A 17,200-nucleotide genomic window follows, 5' to 3' on the forward strand; every position below is an offset into this window, starting at 1 on the left:
TGCAATGCCGGGCGCATCGGCCCGGCATTGCATGCCTGCCGGCCGCTACAGCTCCAGCACGATGCGCCCGCCCTGGGCGCGCGAGCAGCAGGCCATCATGCGGGTGCCGGCCTCACGCTCGGCGCGGGTCAGCACCACGTCGCGGTGATCGACCGCGCCGCCCAGCACGCGCACCTCGCAGGAGCCGCAGAGTCCTTCCTCGCAATCGCTCTGCACGTCGATGTTGGCGCCGCGCAGCGCGGTCAGCAGGGTCTGGCCGGCGGGCACCTGCAGCACGATGCCGGAGTCCTTGAGCTCGGCCTCGAAGGCATGTTCCTTGGACGGGTCCAGCGTGGCGAGCGTGGAATGGAAATGTTCCACCCGCAAGCTGTCCTCGGGCCAGGCGGCGCAGGCGGCCTGCAAGGCGTCCAGCATGCGCTCGGGGCCGCAGGCGTAGATCTGCGTGCCGGCCTCGGGACGGGACAGCAGGGTGGCGAAGTCGTTGCGGTTGCCTTCGTCGCTGATGTGCAGATGCAGGCGCTCGCCGTGCAGCGGTTGCAGCTCGTCCAGCAGGGCCATGCAGGCGCGCGAGCGGCCGCTGTAATGCAGTTCGTAGGCCATGCCCAGTTCGCGCGCTCGGCGCGCCATGGCGCTGATGGGCGTGATGCCTATGCCGCCGGCGATGAGTATCAGGCGACTGGCGCTTTCGTCCATGCGGAAGTGGTTGCGCGGACCGCGCGCGCGGACGATGCTGCCCGCACACAGGTGCTGGTGGATCCAGGCCGAGCCGCCGCGGCCCGCCGTTTCCTTGAGCACGGCGATCTCGAGCGCATTCGAGGCCGCCGGATCGCCGCAAAGCGAGTACTGGCGCGACAGGCCCGTATCGCCGCATTCGACATCGATGTGCGAGCCCGGCGTCCAGCGCGGCAGCGGCTTGCCGTCGGGCGATTCGAGCCGGATGCGCGCGATGCCGTCGGCCGCGGCCGTGACCTGGGTCACCACCAGCTTGCGGCTGATGGCGTGGGTGGAGGGTTCGCCGATGCGCACCGGCTGCGCTTGCCCAAGCAGGGCGGGATCGCGGCGCTCGGGATTGTCGGCCGGATTCCATTCCACCCACAGGTGCTCGGGGCCGCGGAACGAGGTATTGGGCACGTAGGTGAACTGCTGCTGCGCCAGGCGCATGTGCGGCAGGCGGCGGGTCAGTTCTTCCAGGAAGATCTGCATCTCCATGCGCGCCAGGTTCTTGCCCATGCACTGGTGCGCGCCGTAGCCGAAAGTCAGCTGGTCGCTGGCGTTGTCGCGGCGGATGTCGAAGAAGTCGGCGTCGGCGAAATGGCGTTCGTCATGGTTGGCCGACGAGGACACGATCAGCAGCTTGGCGCCCGCCGGGATCGCCACGCCGGCGATCTCGGTGTCGCGCGTGGCCAGGCGGCGCCAGGCCGCGACCGAGCCGTTGTGGCGCAGGCACTCCTCGACCGCGTTGGGCAGCAGCGCGGGGTCTTCGCATAGTTCGCGCCAGGCGTCGGGATGCTGCAGCAGCAGCTTGAGGGCGTTGGCCGAGGCGTTTGCGGTGGTCTCGTGGGCCGCGACGATGCCGGCCATCATCATGGAATGCAGATAGGAGTCCGTGACGACCTCGGGATGGTCCTTCTGTTTGCGGATGCCGTACTGCATCCAGCCCGGCGCGTCGGGATCCAGGCGCATCTTGTCCAGGATCTTGCCCGCCAGTTGCCAGAAATTCCCTACCGCATGCGCCACTTCGACCTGTTCTTCCGGCTTGGGTCGGCCCCAGGTGTTGACCGTGTGCGCGATGGAATATTTGCGCAGCAGGTCCATGTCTTCCTCGGGTACACCCAGGAAGTGCAGGGCCACCGTGAGCGGCACTTCCCACAGCATCTGGTCGACCAGGTCGGCGCGGCCGTCGTCGATGAAGCGGTCCACGTATTCGCGCGTCAGGCGCCGCACCATGGGTTCGTGGTGCTTGAGTTCGTCCGGCGTGAAGGGATCCATCAGCACGCGGCGGCGCGGCATGTGGGCCGGCTCATCCTCGTTGACCAGGGTGCGGTTCATCGCATAGCCGTAGGTCGCCAGCACGGCGTTGGCCTCGGGGCCGGTCGGGGTGATCTTCTCCAGCGCGATCGAGGGGCTGTAGGTGTGGTTGTCGCGGAACACCGCCTTGATGTCGTCATAGCGGGTCACCACCCAGTAGCCCAGCTTGGGGCTGTAGAACACCGGTTCCTGCTCGCGCGCCCAGCGCACGTATTCGGGCGGATCCTGCTGGTAGCCGTCGCCGAAGGGATCGAACTCCGCGGCCCGCGGGCTGACCGGACAGCCTTGGGCCCGGGCCAGCGCGGCGTGGTCGATGGGACAGCCGCCGGTGCTGGCGGGCGTGGTGGGTGCGGGGGTGGCTGGGTGGCCCATGGTGTCGCTCCGGATTACAATTGCGTAAATCATATACGCATTGCGTAATTATTCAATTGGGGTAATCTCCGGGCTGCGTCCGCAGCCGCCTGGCAGCTCCTTCATCGCGCCCATGAAACAGACTCCCGATCCTTCCTCCGTCCCCGCCACGACCGCCGCCGCGCCGCGTCCGCGGGAAAGGCGCCAGCGTGTACAAGCTGCCGAAACCGGCATGGCGGTGCTGAAGGGGTTGGGCCGGCTGGGCGGACGCGCCAGCCTCACGCTGCTGGCCGCGCAGGTGGATGAAAGCCCCGCCAAGGTGCACCGTTACCTGGTCAGCCTGATGGAAGAGGGCCTGGTGGCGCAGGATGCCGCCACTCAACAGTACTACCTGGGCCTGGAAGCGATGCTGCTGGGCTTGGCCGCTCTGCGCCAGGCCGATCCCATCCGCCTGGCCGAGCCCAGCCTGGTGCGCCTGCGCGAAAACCTGGAAGTGACCTGCTTCATCGCGGTCATGGGCAACAAGGGACCCACCATCGTGCGCTTCGAGGAGCCGGGCCTGCCTGTGACGGTCAATGTGCGCATGGGCTCGGTGCTGTCCATGCTCTGGTCCGCGACCGGGCGGGTGTTCCTGGCGTTGCAGGACGATGCGCGGGTGCGGGCGCTTGCCGAGTCCGAACTGGCGCGCGCGCCGGCCGACATGCGCGCGCAGCTGGATGCCGCCGACCCGATCGGCTGCCTGCGCCGCGAGGTGCTGGCCGCGGGCTGCGCCACGGTGCGCGACACCAATTTGAAGGGCATCAGCGCCGTGTCGGCGCCGTTGCTGGACCACAACGGCCGGCCCTGCGCCGCGCTGACCGCGCTGGGCGCGACAGGCGGATTCGACGCCTCGGCGGACGGTCCGATCGCGCAGGCGGTGCGGCGCGAAGCCGAAGCGGCCAGCGTGCTGCTGGGTTATCAGAGGCCTTAGTCCGTCTCGGTCTGACCGGCGCCGGCGGACAAGCCGCGCAGCCATTCCATCGCCGCCTGCACCACCGGCATACCCGCCGTATTGCGGTTGACCACGGCGCCGATGGCGCCGAAGTTGGCTTCCAGCCGCAGCGGCAGCACCGCCACGCCGCCTTGCCGCTCGCAGTAGCGCGCAATTGCCTGGGGCAGGGCCGCCAGGCGGTCGTCCTCGGCCAGCAGCGCCAGGGTGGCCAACAGCGAATTGGACTGGATGCTGGAATCGGGAGGACGCGCCCCGGCATGCACGAAAGCCTCGTCCAGGCGCTCGCGCATCATGGTGGCTTCCAGCGGCAGCACCCAGGGCCAGCGCGCAAGCTCGGCGGCCTGCAGCGAGTCACTTCCCGCCAGTGGATGCCCGGGGCGCGCCACCACCAGGATAGGTTCTTCGTGCAGGCGGATCACCTCGCAGTCCGCCGGCAGCAGGCGGCTGCCCAGGCGGCCCAGCATGATGTCCAGCTCGTCGCGCGCCAGCTTGTCCGTGAGCTCGCCGAGCGCGCCTTCCACCAGTTTCACTTCCAGCCTGGGCGACTGGCGCAGCAGATGCGCAATCAGTTGCGGCGCGAGCTTGGGCGCGGCCGAGGGCAGGGTGCCCAGGCGCAGCAGGCTGGCGCCGCGCTCTTCGGCGGCCCGCAATTCCGCTGCCACCCGCTGGGCCGCGCCCAGGCTGTGCCGGGCGTGGCGGATCATAACCATTCCGGCATTGGTCGGTTGGGTGCCATGGGTCCCGCGCTCGAACAGCGCATAGCCCACCTGTTCCTCCAACTGCGCCAGCGCCTTGGAGGCGGCGGGCTGGGACATGTGCAGGCGCTCGGCGGCGCGGCCCAGGTTACGCTCGTCGTCCAGCGCGACCAGCAGTTCGGCGTGACGCCGCTTGAGATGGGTGCTGGCGCGCTCTGGCATGGCAATTCATATTCATATGGTTATGAATCGTTCAGTTTATTTCATTTCACGCGGACACCTGGCCCTGGGCATACTTGCCGCTCTACGAAAGACAGGCGCGCCCCGGGCCAGGCCAGGGAAGGGCGCCGCGATGGAGACAAAGCAATGAAGAAATTCTGGATGGTCCTGGCCGCAAGCTGGGCCTGTGGCATGACGGGCGTGGCGGCTGCCGCGGATGCGTACCCGGCGCGGCCGGTGCAGATCGTGGTGCCGTTCTCGCCGGGCGGCGCGGTGGACGTGCTGGCGCGCCAGTTGGCGCAGCGCCTGGAGCCCCGCGGCTACACCCTGGTGGTGGAGAACAAGCCGGGCGCGGGCGGCAATATCGCCGCATCCATGGTGGCGCGCGCCGCGCCCGACGGCTACACGCTGCTGATGGGCACCACCAACACGCACGGCATCAACAGCGCGCTGTATGCCAGCTTGCCTTACGACCCGGTGCGCGACTTTGCGCCGGTCGGCCTGGTGGCGGACAACGTGGTGGTGCTGCTGGCCAATGCCGATTTTCCGGCCTCGACGCTGGCCGATGCGGTCAGCCTGATCAAGGCCAATCCCGGCAAGTACACCTATGGCTCCCCCGGCCTGGGCACGGTGCACCAGTTGGCGATGGAACAGTTGAAGCATGCCGCCGGCCTGGACGTGGTGCATGCGCCGTACAAGGGTGCGGCGCCGGCGATGGCCGATCTGGTGGCCGGCCACGTGCCGCTGATGATAGGCGGCATCGCGCCGGCCATTCCTTTCCTGGCGTCCGGCAAGGTCAAGGTGCTGGGCGTGGCCAATACTGAAAAGTATGCCGCGCTGCCCGACGTGCCGCTGTTTTCCGACGTGGCCGCGGGCGTCGCGGTGCGTTCCTGGATCGGCTTGTTCGCGCCCGCCGGCACGCCGCCCGCGGTGGTGAAGAAACTCAGCGCGGACCTGCAGGCCGTGCTCACCGATCGCGCGTTCGAACAGGCGCTGCAGCCCCTGGGCATGGTACCGATCTATATGACGCCCGAGGCCTTCGGCGACATGGTCAAGCGCGACATGCCGGCCTGGCGCGCAGCAGTGGAGATGTCCGGGGCGAAGCAATGACGCGCGCCGCGAAGCCCGTCAATTTTCTGCTGTTCATCACTGACCAGCACCGCGCCGACCATCTGGGCGCGTATGGCAACCAGGTGGTCCACACGCCCAACCTGGACCGCCTCGCCGCGTCCGGTTGGCGCGCCGACAACATGCACGTAGCCACGCCCATCTGCATGCCGAACCGGGCCAGCCTCATGACTGGGCGCTATCCGTCCGCGCACGGCGCGCGCCACAACGGCATAGCGCTGTCGCTGCGCAGCCGCACCTTTGTCGAAGCCATGCGCGAGGCCGGCTATGGCACCGCGCTGGTCGGCAAGGTGCACTTGCAGAACATGACCGACATCCCGCCTTCCTGGCCGGTGCGCGCCGAAGACAGGCTGCCGCGCGAGGCGGTAGAGCCCGACGCCGGCCGCTACGACCAGGAGCAGCGCAAGCTATGGCTGGAATGCGCCGACCACGAGCTGAGCTATCCCTACTACGGTTTCGACCAGGTCGACCTGGTCGACGACCACAGCGACGACGTGCACGGCCACTACCGGCGCTGGCTGCGGCGGGTACATCCGGAGGTCGAGGCGCTGATCGGCCCGGCGCATGCGATTCCCGCACCGGAGTACGAGCTGACGCGCATCCGCCAGGCGTGGCGCACGCGCGTGCCTGAAGAGCTGTACCCCACGGCCTACATCGCCGACCGCAGCATCGAAGCGCTGCGCGGCTATGCGGCGTCGGACCAGCCATTCTTCCTGCAATGCTCGTTCCCCGATCCGCACCATCCCTTCACGCCGCCGGGGCGCTTCTGGGACCTGCACAAGCCCGAGGATATGGAGCTGCCCGCATCCTTCCACGGCGCAGGAAACCCGCCACCGCACGTGGCCTGGCTGCGCGCGCAGCGCGATGCCGGCACCGCGGTCAAGCACACGCCCGCGATCTTCTCCTGCAACGAACGCGAGGCGCGCGAAGCGCTGGCGCTGAACTACGGATCGATCGCCAACATCGACAAGCAGATCGGCAGGGTATTGGCCGAACTGGAGGCGCTGGGGCTGGCCGACAACACGGTGGTGATCTTCACCAGCGACCATGGCGATTACCTGGGCGACCATCAGCTGATGCTGAAGGGGCCGATCCATTACCGCGGCCTGACCCGCGTGCCATTCATTTGGCGCGATCCCGCCGCCGCGCCGACGGCGGGCGCGGCCAGCGACGCCTTGCTCAGCACCATCGACGTGGCGCCCACCGTACTGGCGCGCGCCGGCGTGCAGCCCTACAACGGCATCCAGGGGCGCGACATGGCGGGGCTTATCGCCGGCCGCGAGGCAGCCGTGCGCGATGCGCTGATGATCGAGGAAGAAGGGCAGCGTGTGATTCTCGGCTTCAAAAGCCGCATCCGCTGCCGCACCTTGCTGGCCGAGGGCTTCCGTGTCACGGTCTACGATGGCGCGCGCTGGGGCGAACTCTACGACCTGAAGCAGGATCCGCACGAGTTGCGCAACCTGTGGGATGAACCGGCGCATGCCGGCGACCGCGCGCGGCTGCTGGAAAGGCTGGCCTACGGCATGCTGGAACACATCGACACCAGCCCCTATCCCAGCGCGCTGGCGTGATGCGGCGCGGCCGGCTTAGGCGCGGCCGGCTTAGGCGCGGCCGGCTTAGGCGCGGCCAGCTCAGGTGCAGCCGGCCGGGGTGGACCGACCCGCCCGGCGCGCTGTGCGTCAGGCTGCCTTGGCGGCCAGCTTGGTCTTGTAGAGCCAGTCCTTGTAGTCGTCCAGGTCGCCATCGAAGGGGCTGACCTCGCCGTCGGCCACGATGATGAATTCATCGGTGGTGGCGCGCAGCAGGTGGCGGTCGTGCGACACCAGCATGAGCGTGCCTTCGAACTGGGCCAGCGCGGTGGTCAGGGCTTCGCGCGTTTCGAGGTCCAGGTGGTTGGTAGGCTCGTCCAGCAGCAGCAGGTTGGGGCGCTGCCAGACGATCAGGGCCAGCGCCAGCCGCGCCTTTTCGCCGCCGGAGAACGGCGCGATGGAACTGGTGGCCATGTTGCCGTTGAAGTTGAAGCTGCCCAGGAAGTTGCGCAATTCCTGCTCGCGCACCGTGGGCGCGATCTTCGTCATATGCCACAGCGGCGATTCGTCATGGCGCAGCATCTCTACCTGATGCTGGGCGAAGTAGCCGATCGACAGTCCCTTGTTGAACTGCGCCTCGCCGGCCAGCGTCGCCAGTTCGCCCGCGATGGTCTTGATGAAGGTGGACTTGCCCGCGCCGTTGATGCCCAGCAGGCCGATGCGCTGGCCTGCTTGCAGCGAAAAATTGATGCCCGACACGATGATCTTGTCGGACTCGACTTCCGTTTCCTCGTCCGCGATGCGATAGCCGGCGCTGACCGCGTCCATGGTCAAGAGCGGGTTCGGCGCGCGCAAGGGCTCGCGGAACTCGAACGAGAACTCGGCGGCCGCGCGCAGCGGCGCCACTTCTTCCATGCGGGCCAGCGCCTTGATACGGCTTTGCGCCTGGCGCGCCTTGCTGGCCTGGGCCTTGAAACGGTCGATGAAGGATTGCAGGTGCGAGCGCTGGCGCATCTGCTTTTCCATCATGCCTTGCGCCAGTTCCAGCTGCGCGGCGCGTTGGCGCTCGAAGGATGAATAGTGGCCCGAATAACGCTTGAGCTTGCGCTCATCGATATGGACGATGACGTTGACCACGCCGTCCAGGAAGTCGCGGTCATGAGAAATGACAATCAGCGTGCCCGGATAACGCTTGAGCCAGTCTTCCAGCCAGATGATGGCGTCCAGGTCCAAGTGGTTGGTGGGCTCGTCCAGCAGCAGCAGGTCGGACGGGCACATCAACGCCTGCGCCAGGTTCAAACGCATGCGCCAGCCGCCGGAAAAGCTCGTCAGCGGCAGGTGCATCTGCGCCTGCGTGAAACCCAGGCCGGTCAGCAGTTGCTCGGCGCGCGAATGCACCGTGTAGGCGTCGGCGTCGGCCAGCGCGGCGTAGATGTCGGCCATGCGCAGGCCGTTCTCGGTGCTCTCCGGTTCGGCTTCGAGCTGCGCCAGTTCCGCTTCCAGCTTGCGCAAGGTCACGTCGCCGTCGATGGCGTATTCAATGGCCGGCCGGTCCAGCGCAGGCGTTTCCTGCGCCACATAGGCCATGCGCCAGCTGGACGGGTAGTCGAGGTCGCCCTGGTCGGCGTGGAGCGTGCCGCGCAAGAGGCCGAACAGGCTGGACTTGCCGGCGCCGTTGGCGCCGATCAGGCCGATCTTGTCGCCGGGGTTGAGCAGCAGGTCTACCTTGTCGAGCAAGGGCTTGACGCCGCGCATGAGTGAAACTTGTTGGAAGCGGATCATGGGTGGTGCGACAGGGCACGCGGCAGGATTTCCGCCGGCCAGGTGCGGTGAAAAATAATCGGGGAAAGGGGGGCGCACAAGCGGCGCGGCAGGCGGACGGAACGGGCGTTCGTTCCACGTCAAGGGCGGTATTGTACAGGGCGCAGCGCTCCAGGCGCGCGCGTGGCGCCAGTTAGCGCGATGCGAACCGGCTGTCCAGCACCCGCCGCAGGCGCACCGCATCGCCGAAGCGCGAGCCGCTGGTGCCCTGCGCGTTGAGCAGCACCATGGCCAGGTTGCGTTTTCCAACCTTCACCGCCATGACCAGGCAGTCGCCGGCTTCGCGGGTGGTGCCGGTTTTGGACACCCGAATGTCCCATTGCGGACGGCCCACCAGGATGTTTGTGTTGCGGAAGGTCTGGCCCGCGGCCTGGTAGCTGGTTTCGCCGGTGTATTGCGAAATCAGCGGCTGCGCGGAAATCGCCGCGAGCAACTTGACGAGATCCCTGGCCGAGGACTGGTTGTCGTTGGACAAGCCGCTCGGTTCGGCGAAGCTGGAGTCGGTCATGCCCAGCGCGCGGGCTTCGGCGTTCATCGCCGCGACGAAGGCTGCCGTGCCGCCGGTATAGGTGCGTCCCAGGGCTTGCGCGGCGCTGTTTTCGGAAGGGACCAGCGCCAGGCGCAGCAAATCGGCGCGGCTCAATTTGGTGCCGGCCGTCAGGCGCGAGGGCAACTCACTGGTGGAGCGGGTGTCGCTGGCGTCGATGGTAATGATTTCGTCCATCGGCAGGCCGGCCTTCACCAGGGTCAGCGCCGCCATGAGCTTGGTGATGGAGGCGATGGGCCGCACGGCGTCTTCGTTGCGCGCGAACAGGACTTCGGCGGTGTCCAGGTCCTGGACCAGAATCGTGCTGGACTTGAGCTTGCCGATTTCCTTGGCCGGGTCGCGCGTGACCAGGGAGGCGTTGACGGCTGCGTCCGGGTCCAGCGGATCGGGCTGCGCGCCCCAGCGCTGGACCGCGATGCGCTTGCCGTAGCCATGCTGGCACATCGGCAAGGAGGGCTGGGAATTGCAGGGGTGGAAATTGGCAGCCTGAGCCCGCGCCGGTGCCGGCAAGCTGGCCGCCGTGGCGGCCCATAGCGCCGCGACGCAGAATGAGATCGACATTTGCCGCAAGATCAGCGCCACGAGCACTCCCCGATTCGCCGGCGCGGCGCCCGGCAGCGCGTTACCGAAATATGCATTTGAAAGCTGATATTACTGCGGCCGGCGTTGTAGTCGCCGCCGGGCGTACCCGTACATGTCGGCGCGTACAGGTACGCGGGCGTGCCTGCGGCACAGGACGCTAGGCGCGCGCAATGGCGTCGGCCAGCGCCAGCACGCGCTCCGCCTCGCGTGCGTGCAGGTTTTCCACCAGCGCGCCGTCGACCACGGCCACGCCCAGGCCGGCGGCCTGCGCGTCCCGCCAGGCGTCCAGGCGCTTGCGCGCGCTGGCAAGCTCCGCTTCCGTGGGCGCGAAGGCGGCGTTGGCCGCCGCGATCTGCTTTGGATGGATGAGCGTCTTGCCATCGAAGCCCTGGTCGCGTCCCTGCCTGCAGGCCGCCTCCAGGCCGGCGTCGTCGTGCAGGTCCAGGTGCACGCCGTCCAGCGCCGCCAGACCGTGGGCCCGAGCCGCCATCACCGCCAGCGAGCGCGCCAACAGGGTTTCTTCGCGCGACGGCGTGTGGCGCGCGTGCAAGTCCTTCACCAGGTCCGAGGTGCCGACGACGATGGCCGCCAACCGCGGATGGCCGCCGGCGATGGCGTCCAGCCGCAGAAACCCCAAAGGCGTTTCCGCCATGGCCCATAAGGGCAGGCTGGCAGGCGCGCCGGCCGCGTCCAGCGCCCGCGCGAGTGCGTCGAGCTCGGCGGCGGACTGTACCTTGGGCAGCAGCACCGCGTCGGCGCCCGCCTCGGCAATGGCCCTGACGTCGTCCAGGCCCCAGGGCGTGTCCAAGGCATTGACGCGCACCACGCATTCGCGGCGGCCATAGCCGCCGGCGCGCAGGGCCGCGGCGACTTGTACGCGAGCCTGCGCCTTGGCATCGGGCGCGACGGCGTCTTCCAGGTCGAGGATCAGGACGTCGGCGTCCAGGCTGCGGGCCTTGTCCAGCGCGCGCGCGTTGGCGCCAGGCATATAGAGGACGGAACGGCGTGGGCGGATGGGAAGCGTCATGGGGCGGTTTCAGTTCTTGGAGTTGCCGACGATCTGCACAGGCGTGGTGCAGACGTAGCCCACGCCGTACACCGTGCGTATGCCCATGTCGCCGCCGGCCTGCGCGCGCAGCTTGCGGCGCAGGCGGTGCATGTGGGCGTCCAGCCGGTGCGTGTCGTAGGCCTCGCTGCTGCCGCCCAGCGCCTCGATCAGGCGGCCGCGCGACAGGGGCAGCGGCGCGGCCTGGATCAGCGCGCCGATCAGCCGGCTTTCGGTATCGGTGATGTCCACGCAGACCTGCTGCGGCGACAGCAGCGTGCGGCGCGCCGGATCGAAACGCCAGGCGTCGGATTCAGGGGCGGAGACGTCGCCGGCCGGCACCACCCGCAGGCGGCGCGACAGCGACACCAGGGTGGCGCCCAGTTCGGCCAGGTTGACCGGCTTGGTCAGGTAGTGGTCGGCGCCCAGGCTCAGGCCCGAGACCTTGTCTTCGCTCAACAGGCGTCCGGTGAGCATGATGATGCCCATCGAAGGGAATGAGGTCCGCAAGTGGGACACGCGGGTCAGCGCATCGCCATCGGGCAGCATGGCGTCCAGCACCAGGATGCCCGGCGTGACGGTAAGCAACAGCCGGTCCAGCTCCGCCAGGGAGCCGGCAGTGAGGATGTCGCGGTCCAGGCCGAGGTCCTCTATGTACTCGGCGATGGTGTCGCGCCAGTCTCCGTGGTCGTCGACGATGATGATGGTCACGGCGAGTCCGGCGTCAGCGCTTGCGCGCAAGGAGCTTCGAGTGCAAACACGCTATCCGCTCCTTGTATCTGGGTCTTTTTGTATAGGGAGAGTCTGCTGGCGCGATATTGTTCGTATCGCGCGCTTGCGGAGAATATCATCATCGCCCTTGCGGCGCCGCGTCAAGAATCAAGGATGGCAGCCGGGCGGCGGAGGACTTTGGCCTGATCAAAAAATGCGCAGCCCGTTGCGCGTCGGCCGAACGGCCATCAGCCATGGGTTCGAGCCTGTTTTATCCACAGAAATTGTGGATAAGGCCAGCGTTGTGGATACTGTACTTTTTATGTAGGCAGGTGCTCGACCAGAACACCAGGCGGCACCTTGCGCATGCGGTCGCGCTCGATGCGCGGCGGGGCAAAACGGGTCTTGCGCGCGGCTGCGTTCTGCAGCAGCACGGATAGCACAGCGCCCTTGTCCTGTATCCATTGGGTTTTGCCGCGCAGCAATTTCATCGCGTTCTCGGCCGTGCCCAGGCGATAGGTCATGGCGTTGATCTGGACCGAGGTCTTGCCGTTGAAGAGGGACGCGTCCTGTTCGGTAATGGCCGCGGCGTCGAGGTTGTTGCTGTCGTGGTCGATGCGGTAGACAAACTTCAAGCCGCTGTGCGGGTCCAGCGCCACGACGAGCTTGTCGGACCCCGATATGTCGGACAGCATGCCTATCACCGGCGACTCGACCAGTTGGTTGCCGCGCTGTTCCTCGGTGTAGATGTATATCGTGTTGCGCGCGGGCGCGGCGAAAGTCTGTTGCATACCTGGGCTTCAATAGTGCGGGGCGGGCCTCGCGGCCCGGACAAGCTGCGAAAAGAGCGAGGCGGCCTGGCCTTGCGCGGCCCGGCCTTACGCGGCCCGGCCTTACGCGGTGCGCCGCATGCGCAGCAGCAAGCGCGCTTTGACCGCGGGCCAGTCCTCGTCGAGGATCGCGAAGTAGATCATGTCGCGCGCGCGCCCCGATTGCGCGATCAGGTGCTTGCGGAACACGCCTTCCTCCACGCCGCCGATGCGCAGGATGGCCTGGCGCGATTGCATGTTGCTCAGTTCAGTCTTGAATACAACGCGCATGATACCAATTGTTTCAAAAGCGTGCTGCAACAACAGGAATTTGGCCTCGGTGTTGGCGCCGCTACGCTGGCTTGCGGGCGTGAGCCAGGTGCCGCCGATCTCCAGGCGCTTGTGGGCCAACGCAATGTCCATGTAGCGCGTCGCGCCGATGATCTCGCCATTATCCTGGCGCACGATGACGAAGGGCAGGCAGTTGCCGTCGCGCTGGCCCGCCAGCGCGCGATCCACATAGCGCTGCATGTCGTCCGGCGTCTGCACGGGCTCGGGCTGCAGGCGCCACAGCTCGGGATGCAGGCCTGCCTGCGCGAGCGCGGCCGCATGGCTGGCGGCCAGGGGTTCAAGGCGCACGACCTCGCCAGCGAGCGTGACGGGTTGAAGGCGGGCGGGTGTCATGGCGTATTCCCAGGAAGCAACGAAGTCGATGGAGGCGTGCCGCGCAGGGAGCGATTCTACGCGCGCGCGCCCTTGCCGAACACTGTCCGCGAGAGCAGAATGCGCCGCATGAAAACAGACGCCTTGGTCTTGGGTGCGGGCATCGTCGGGGTGAGCGCCGCCCTGCATCTGGCGGCGCGCGGCCGTTCCGTGGTGTTGCTGGACCGGCGCGGTCCTGGCGAGGAAACCAGTTATGGCAACGCCGGCCTGATCGAACGGGCCAGCGTCATTCCCTATGCCTTTCCGCGCGACTGGCGCAGCCTGTGGCGCTACGCCAGGAACAATACGCCGGACGTGAGCTATCACCCGCGCTTCCTGCCCCGCATCGCGCCGTGGCTGCTGCGCTACTGGTGGCACTCGGCGCCGTCGCGCCTGGCGCGCGCGGCCGAGGCCATGTTGCCGCTGATCGAGCGCAGCGTGGCCGAGCACGATGCGCTTCAGGAGGAAGCCGGCATTTCCCATCTGTTCCGGCGCAATGGCTGGATCGACGGCGTGCGCAGCGAAGCTGGCCTGGCCCGGGCCGTCGCCGAGGCGCAGGCGCTAGCGCCGTATGGCCTGAACCACCGCGTGCTGGACCGCCAGGCGCTGGCGGCGCTGGAGCCTGCGCTGGCGCGCATGGCGGGCGCGGTGCACTGGCTGGATCCGGTCAACGTGTCGGACCCTGGCGCCGTGACGCGGGGCTATGCGGCCTTGTTCGAGCGGCGCGGCGGCGTGCTGGCTCGCGGCGACGCGCGCAGCCTCAAGCCGTCGGGCAAGGGTTGGCAGGTGCAGGGCGAGCAGGGCCTGATCGAGGCCCGCGACGTGGTCGTGGCGCTGGGCCCGTGGTCGCCGGACATCTTGCGCCCGCTGGGATATCGCATCCCCATGGCGGTCAAGCGCGGCTATCACCAGCACTTCGCGCTGGAGGACGGCGCGAGCTTGTCGCATCCGGTGGCCGACATCGAAAGCGGCTTCCTGGTGACGCCCATGACGCTAGGCGTGCGCCTGACGACGGGCGCGGAATTCGCGGCGCGCGATGCGCCGCCTTCACCGATCCAGATCCAGCGCACGCGCGCGCTGGCCGCGCAGCTGTTGCCGCTGGGCGAGGCCGTTGAACGCGAACCTTGGATGGGATGCCGGCCCTGCATGCCGGACATGCGCCCGGTCATCGGGCCGGCGCCGCGCCACCCGGGGCTGTGGCTGGCTTTCGGCCATGCGCATCATGGCTTCACGCTGGGGCCGGTGACGGGCAAGCTGCTGGCCTGCATGATCACGGGCCAGGCGCCGGATATGGATCCGGCGCCTTACCGCGTCGGCCGCTGAGGGCGGACGCCGCGAGAGGCGGGAGGGGAACGGCTGTCAGGCCTGAATCCCGGGCAGAAGACTTAAACCGAGGATTCAGGCCTGAATGGTCAGGCCTGCCTTGCGGCCTGTTCGCGGCGCTGGCGCACGGCCAGGGCCAGCGTTTCCAGCACGGGTGCGGTCTGGGACCAGCCCAGGCAGGCGTCCGTGATCGACACGCCGCGGCGCAGCGGCTGGCCGGGCTTCAAGTCCTGGCGGCCTTCTTCGAGATGGCTTTCGATCATCACGCCGGTGATGCGGCCGTCGCCCTGGGCGATCTGGGCGGCGATATCGTTGGCCACATCGACCTGGCGCAGGTGCGACTTGTTGGAGTTGGCGTGCGAGCAGTCGATCATGACCTGTTCGCGCTGGCCGGCCGCGCGCAGGGCGGCGCAGCAGGCGTCGACGCTGGCGGCGTCGTAGTTCGGGCCTTGCTTGCCGCCGCGCAGGATGACGTGGGTGTCCTGGTTGCCGCGGGTTTCGAAGATGGCGGCCATGCCCATCTTGGTCATGCCCATGAAGGCATGCTTGGCGCTGGCGGCGACCATGGCGTCGGCCGCGATCTGCACGCCGCCGTCGGTGCCGTTCTTGAAGCCCAGCGGGCAGCTCAGGCCCGAGCTCAGCTGGCGGTGGCTGGGGCTTTCGGTGGTGCGCGCGCCGATGGCGCCCCAGGCGATCAGGTCGGCAATGTACTGCGGGCTGAGCAGGTCCAGGAATTCGGTCGCGGTCGGCAGGCCCAGGCCGCTGATGTCCAGCAGCAGTTCGCGCGCGCGGCGCAGGCCTTCGTTGATGCGGAAGCTGCCGTCCAGGCGCGGGTCATTGATGTAGCCCTTCCAGCCCACGGTGGTGCGCGGCTTTTCGAAGTACACCCGCATGACGATGAGCAGGTCCTTCTGGTGCTGTTCGGCGGCAATGCGCAGCAGGCGGGCGTACTCCATGGCCTGGCCATGGTCATGGATGGAACAGGGGCCGACCACCAGCACCAGGCGGTCGTCGCGGCCATGCAGCACGTTGGCGATCTGGACGCGGCTTTGTTCGACCAGCGTCTGGATCTCGGCCGACACCGGCAGTTCGTCCTGCAGCAGGGCAGGCGAAATCAAGGGGCGTACCGCGCTGATGCGGGTATCGTCCGTGCGCGTGTTGTCCTGGGTGGAGTCGGCCGCGCCGACCTCGCGGTCGTGCAGGGGGTCGTCAATGCGGGTCAAGGGTAGCTCCGTGCCGTAGATGCGGGAAGAAAGACATCTATTATGGCACCGGCCGCGCCGCGGAGCGACGGAAGGCTGCCTCCGTCTGGCTGATGTTCCGGATACTACGACTATCGGCGATGGGCTTGCATTAACCCGTTAGCAATAACGACAGTCCGGTCGCGAATGCCTTAGCATGGTGTACACAGTTTCTCAGCGGCCGCCTGCGGGGGCCCGCCCTATATGACTAGGACGGTAGAGCATGCCTAAAACGGAACCCGGCGGGACCCGACGGATACTGCTCGTCGAAGACCATCCGGTCGAACGCGCCTATCTGCAGAACGTGCTGCTGGCGCTGGGTTTCCGCCGGGTGGCCGGCCTGGGCAGCAGCATCGAAGCCGTCACCGCGCTGGCGCGGCAGTTCTACGACGTGGTCATCAGCGACATCGTCACGGGCGAGGGCGACGGCACGCGCCTGCCCAACGAACTGCGGCGGCTGGTGGACGCCGGCCGCCTCAAGAGCATGCCGCCCATCATCTGGATCAGCAGCCTCAGCGATGAACTGTTGCAGTCGCATGTGCGGTTGGCCTTGCAGGCGGGCTGTCCGTCGGCGCAGGCGCTGTCCAAGCCGGTGTCGCGCACGGCCATGCAGCAGGCGATCAAGACGGCGCTGCGCAGCCTGGACGAAGACGACGCCGCGTCGCCGCGGCCGCGTTCGCTGCGGCGTGACGTCATCGAGGCGGCGCTGGGCCATGCGTTGATCACGGGGCAGGGCATGAGCGTGGTGCTGCAGCCGCAGATGAGCCTGTCCACGGGCCACGTGCTGGCCGCCGAAGCGCTGTCGCGCTGGGACCATCCCGACCTGGGACCGATTCCGGCTGCGGACTTCGTGCCCGCCGCGCACCGGCTGGGACTGGACCGCACCTTGTTCTGCCGGGTGACCGACAGGGTGCTGGAGGTCCTGCAGCGCATGCATGCCGAGGACATCGCCGTGCCCATCGCGATCAATGCCTCGGCCTCCACGTTGTGCTCGCGCGACCTGCCGGGCCTGCTGGAGCAACGCGTGGCGCAGGCGGGCCTGCCGGCGCGGCTGGTCAAGGTCGAGCTGACCGAGGACGAGCCGGTGACCGATTGGCTGGCCTTGTCCTCGGCGCTGAACCTGCTGCGGGTGCGCGGTTTCGAATTGGCGATGGACGACTTCGGCGCCGGCATCGCCTCCATGCGCCTGTTCTCGGCCATGCCCTTCACGGAACTGAAGATAGACCGCGACTTCATCGTGCACATGCACCGCGAGCCCGCGTCGCGCGCGGTGGTCGCGGCCGCCATCGAGATGGGCCGCGTGCTGGGCCGGCGCGTGGTCGCCGAAGGCGTGGAGCATGAACGCGACGTGGAGCTGCTGCGCGAGCTGGGCTGCGACATGGCGCAAGGCTACGGGATTTCCGTGCCGCTGGAACCCGACGCCTTCATCGAGTTCTGCCGCGCCCATTGATCCTGCGCAGGGTGCATGGGGTATCCTG

14 protein-coding genes are annotated in these 17,200 nt (G+C 67.9%); 5 read left to right on the plus strand and 9 right to left on the minus strand.

All coding sequences use genetic code 11. The features are described from left to right. Nucleotides 1–45: 45 nt before the first annotated feature. Nucleotides 46–2,400 carry a cytochrome P450/oxidoreductase gene (locus tag WBB14_RS20155; RefSeq protein WP_424241406.1) on the minus strand — a complete coding sequence of 785 codons (2,355 nt, stop codon included), beginning with the start codon at nt 2,398–2,400 and terminating at the stop codon, nt 46–48. 112 nt (nt 2,401–2,512) lie between these two features. Between WBB14_RS20155 and WBB14_RS20160 the strand changes: the two genes are divergently transcribed. Next, nucleotides 2,513–3,349 (plus strand): IclR family transcriptional regulator, encoded by an 837-nt coding sequence (locus tag WBB14_RS20160; protein ID WP_424241407.1) that lies wholly within the window; start codon nt 2,513–2,515, stop codon nt 3,347–3,349. Here WBB14_RS20160 and WBB14_RS20165 read toward each other — a convergent pair. Continuing rightward, on the minus strand, nt 3,346–4,287 hold the full coding sequence (locus tag WBB14_RS20165) for a LysR substrate-binding domain-containing protein (protein ID WP_424241408.1): 942 nt from the start codon (nt 4,285–4,287) through the stop codon (nt 3,346–3,348). The two genes, WBB14_RS20160 and WBB14_RS20165, sit on opposite strands and share 4 nt — an antisense overlap. A 144-nt stretch (nt 4,288–4,431) precedes the next feature. On the opposite strand from WBB14_RS20165, the gene WBB14_RS20170 reads away from it, so the two are divergent. Together WBB14_RS20170 and WBB14_RS20175 are read left to right on the plus strand one after the other, a co-directional pair. Further along, nucleotides 4,432–5,394: a Bug family tripartite tricarboxylate transporter substrate binding protein gene (locus WBB14_RS20170; RefSeq protein WP_424241409.1), complete on the plus strand. Its 963-nt coding sequence runs from the start codon at nt 4,432–4,434 to the stop codon at nt 5,392–5,394. Next, nucleotides 5,391–6,983, plus strand: coding sequence for a sulfatase family protein (locus tag WBB14_RS20175; protein WP_424241410.1), 1,593 nt, complete (start codon nt 5,391–5,393; stop codon nt 6,981–6,983). The genes WBB14_RS20170 and WBB14_RS20175 overlap by 4 nt, the downstream gene beginning before the upstream one ends. Nucleotides 6,984–7,091: 108 nt before the next feature. Here WBB14_RS20175 and WBB14_RS20180 read toward each other — a convergent pair whose 3' ends face one another. From WBB14_RS20180 to WBB14_RS20205, 6 genes are all read right to left on the minus strand, one after another. Continuing rightward, nucleotides 7,092–8,723: an ATP-binding cassette domain-containing protein gene (locus WBB14_RS20180; protein WP_332016091.1), complete on the minus strand. Its 1,632-nt coding sequence runs from the start codon at nt 8,721–8,723 to the stop codon at nt 7,092–7,094. A 172-nt stretch (nt 8,724–8,895) separates the two neighbouring features. Beyond that, complete coding sequence (locus WBB14_RS20185) at nt 8,896–9,891, minus strand: serine hydrolase (protein WP_424241411.1); 996 nt, start codon at nt 9,889–9,891, stop codon at nt 8,896–8,898. A gap of 157 nt (nt 9,892–10,048) precedes the next feature. Then, entirely contained in the window at nt 10,049–10,918 is an 870-nt protein-coding gene (locus tag WBB14_RS20190) for an HpcH/HpaI aldolase/citrate lyase family protein (protein ID WP_424241412.1), read from the minus strand. A gap of 9 nt (nt 10,919–10,927) precedes the next feature. Next, nucleotides 10,928–11,647, minus strand: a complete 720-nt coding sequence (locus WBB14_RS20195; RefSeq protein ID WP_424241413.1) for a response regulator transcription factor — start codon at nt 11,645–11,647, stop codon at nt 10,928–10,930. Nucleotides 11,648–11,967: 320 nt separating this feature from the next. After that, nucleotides 11,968–12,438: a hypothetical protein gene (locus tag WBB14_RS20200; RefSeq protein WP_424241414.1), complete on the minus strand. Its 471-nt coding sequence runs from the start codon at nt 12,436–12,438 to the stop codon at nt 11,968–11,970. A 102-nt stretch (nt 12,439–12,540) separates the two neighbouring features. Continuing rightward, nucleotides 12,541–13,140: a GNAT family N-acetyltransferase gene (locus WBB14_RS20205; RefSeq protein WP_424241415.1), complete on the minus strand. Its 600-nt coding sequence runs from the start codon at nt 13,138–13,140 to the stop codon at nt 12,541–12,543. A gap of 108 nt (nt 13,141–13,248) precedes the next feature. Here WBB14_RS20205 and WBB14_RS20210 point away from each other — a divergent pair, with 108 nt between their 5' ends. Continuing rightward, entirely contained in the window at nt 13,249–14,481 is a 1,233-nt protein-coding gene (locus WBB14_RS20210) for an NAD(P)/FAD-dependent oxidoreductase (protein ID WP_424241416.1), read from the plus strand. An 89-nt stretch (nt 14,482–14,570) separates the two neighbouring features. On the opposite strand, the gene WBB14_RS20215 is transcribed toward WBB14_RS20210, so the two are convergent. Then, entirely contained in the window at nt 14,571–15,704 is a 1,134-nt protein-coding gene (locus tag WBB14_RS20215) for a 3-deoxy-7-phosphoheptulonate synthase (RefSeq protein ID WP_424241417.1), read from the minus strand. A 241-nt stretch (nt 15,705–15,945) separates the two neighbouring features. Between WBB14_RS20215 and WBB14_RS20220 the strand changes: the two genes are divergently transcribed. Continuing rightward, nucleotides 15,946–17,172, plus strand: a complete 1,227-nt coding sequence (locus WBB14_RS20220) for an EAL domain-containing response regulator (protein ID WP_424241418.1) — start codon at nt 15,946–15,948, stop codon at nt 17,170–17,172. The last annotated feature ends 28 nt before the right edge of the window (nt 17,173–17,200 follow it).

The organism is Achromobacter sp. (assembly GCF_049647645.1).
Taxonomy (GTDB): Bacteria; Pseudomonadota; Gammaproteobacteria; order Burkholderiales; family Burkholderiaceae_B; genus Achromobacter.

Coding starts and splice junctions, on each gene's coding strand:
- WBB14_RS20190 (WP_424241412.1), bottom strand. CDS start 10,918: ATGACGCTTCCCATCCGCCCACGCCGTTCCGTCCTCTATATGCCTGGC.
- WBB14_RS20205 (WP_424241415.1), bottom strand. CDS start 13,140: ATGACACCCGCCCGCCTTCAACCCGTCACGCTCGCTGGCGAGGTCGTG.
- WBB14_RS20200 (WP_424241414.1), bottom strand. CDS start 12,438: ATGCAACAGACTTTCGCCGCGCCCGCGCGCAACACGATATACATCTAC.
- WBB14_RS20170 (WP_424241409.1), top strand. CDS start 4,432: ATGAAGAAATTCTGGATGGTCCTGGCCGCAAGCTGGGCCTGTGGCATG.
- WBB14_RS20220 (WP_424241418.1), top strand. CDS start 15,946: ATGCCTAAAACGGAACCCGGCGGGACCCGACGGATACTGCTCGTCGAA.
- WBB14_RS20210 (WP_424241416.1), top strand. CDS start 13,249: ATGAAAACAGACGCCTTGGTCTTGGGTGCGGGCATCGTCGGGGTGAGC.
- WBB14_RS20175 (WP_424241410.1), top strand. CDS start 5,391: ATGACGCGCGCCGCGAAGCCCGTCAATTTTCTGCTGTTCATCACTGAC.
- WBB14_RS20155 (WP_424241406.1), bottom strand. CDS start 2,400: ATGGGCCACCCAGCCACCCCCGCACCCACCACGCCCGCCAGCACCGGC.
- WBB14_RS20165 (WP_424241408.1), bottom strand. CDS start 4,287: ATGCCAGAGCGCGCCAGCACCCATCTCAAGCGGCGTCACGCCGAACTG.
- WBB14_RS20180 (WP_332016091.1), bottom strand. CDS start 8,723: ATGATCCGCTTCCAACAAGTTTCACTCATGCGCGGCGTCAAGCCCTTG.
- WBB14_RS20160 (WP_424241407.1), top strand. CDS start 2,513: ATGAAACAGACTCCCGATCCTTCCTCCGTCCCCGCCACGACCGCCGCC.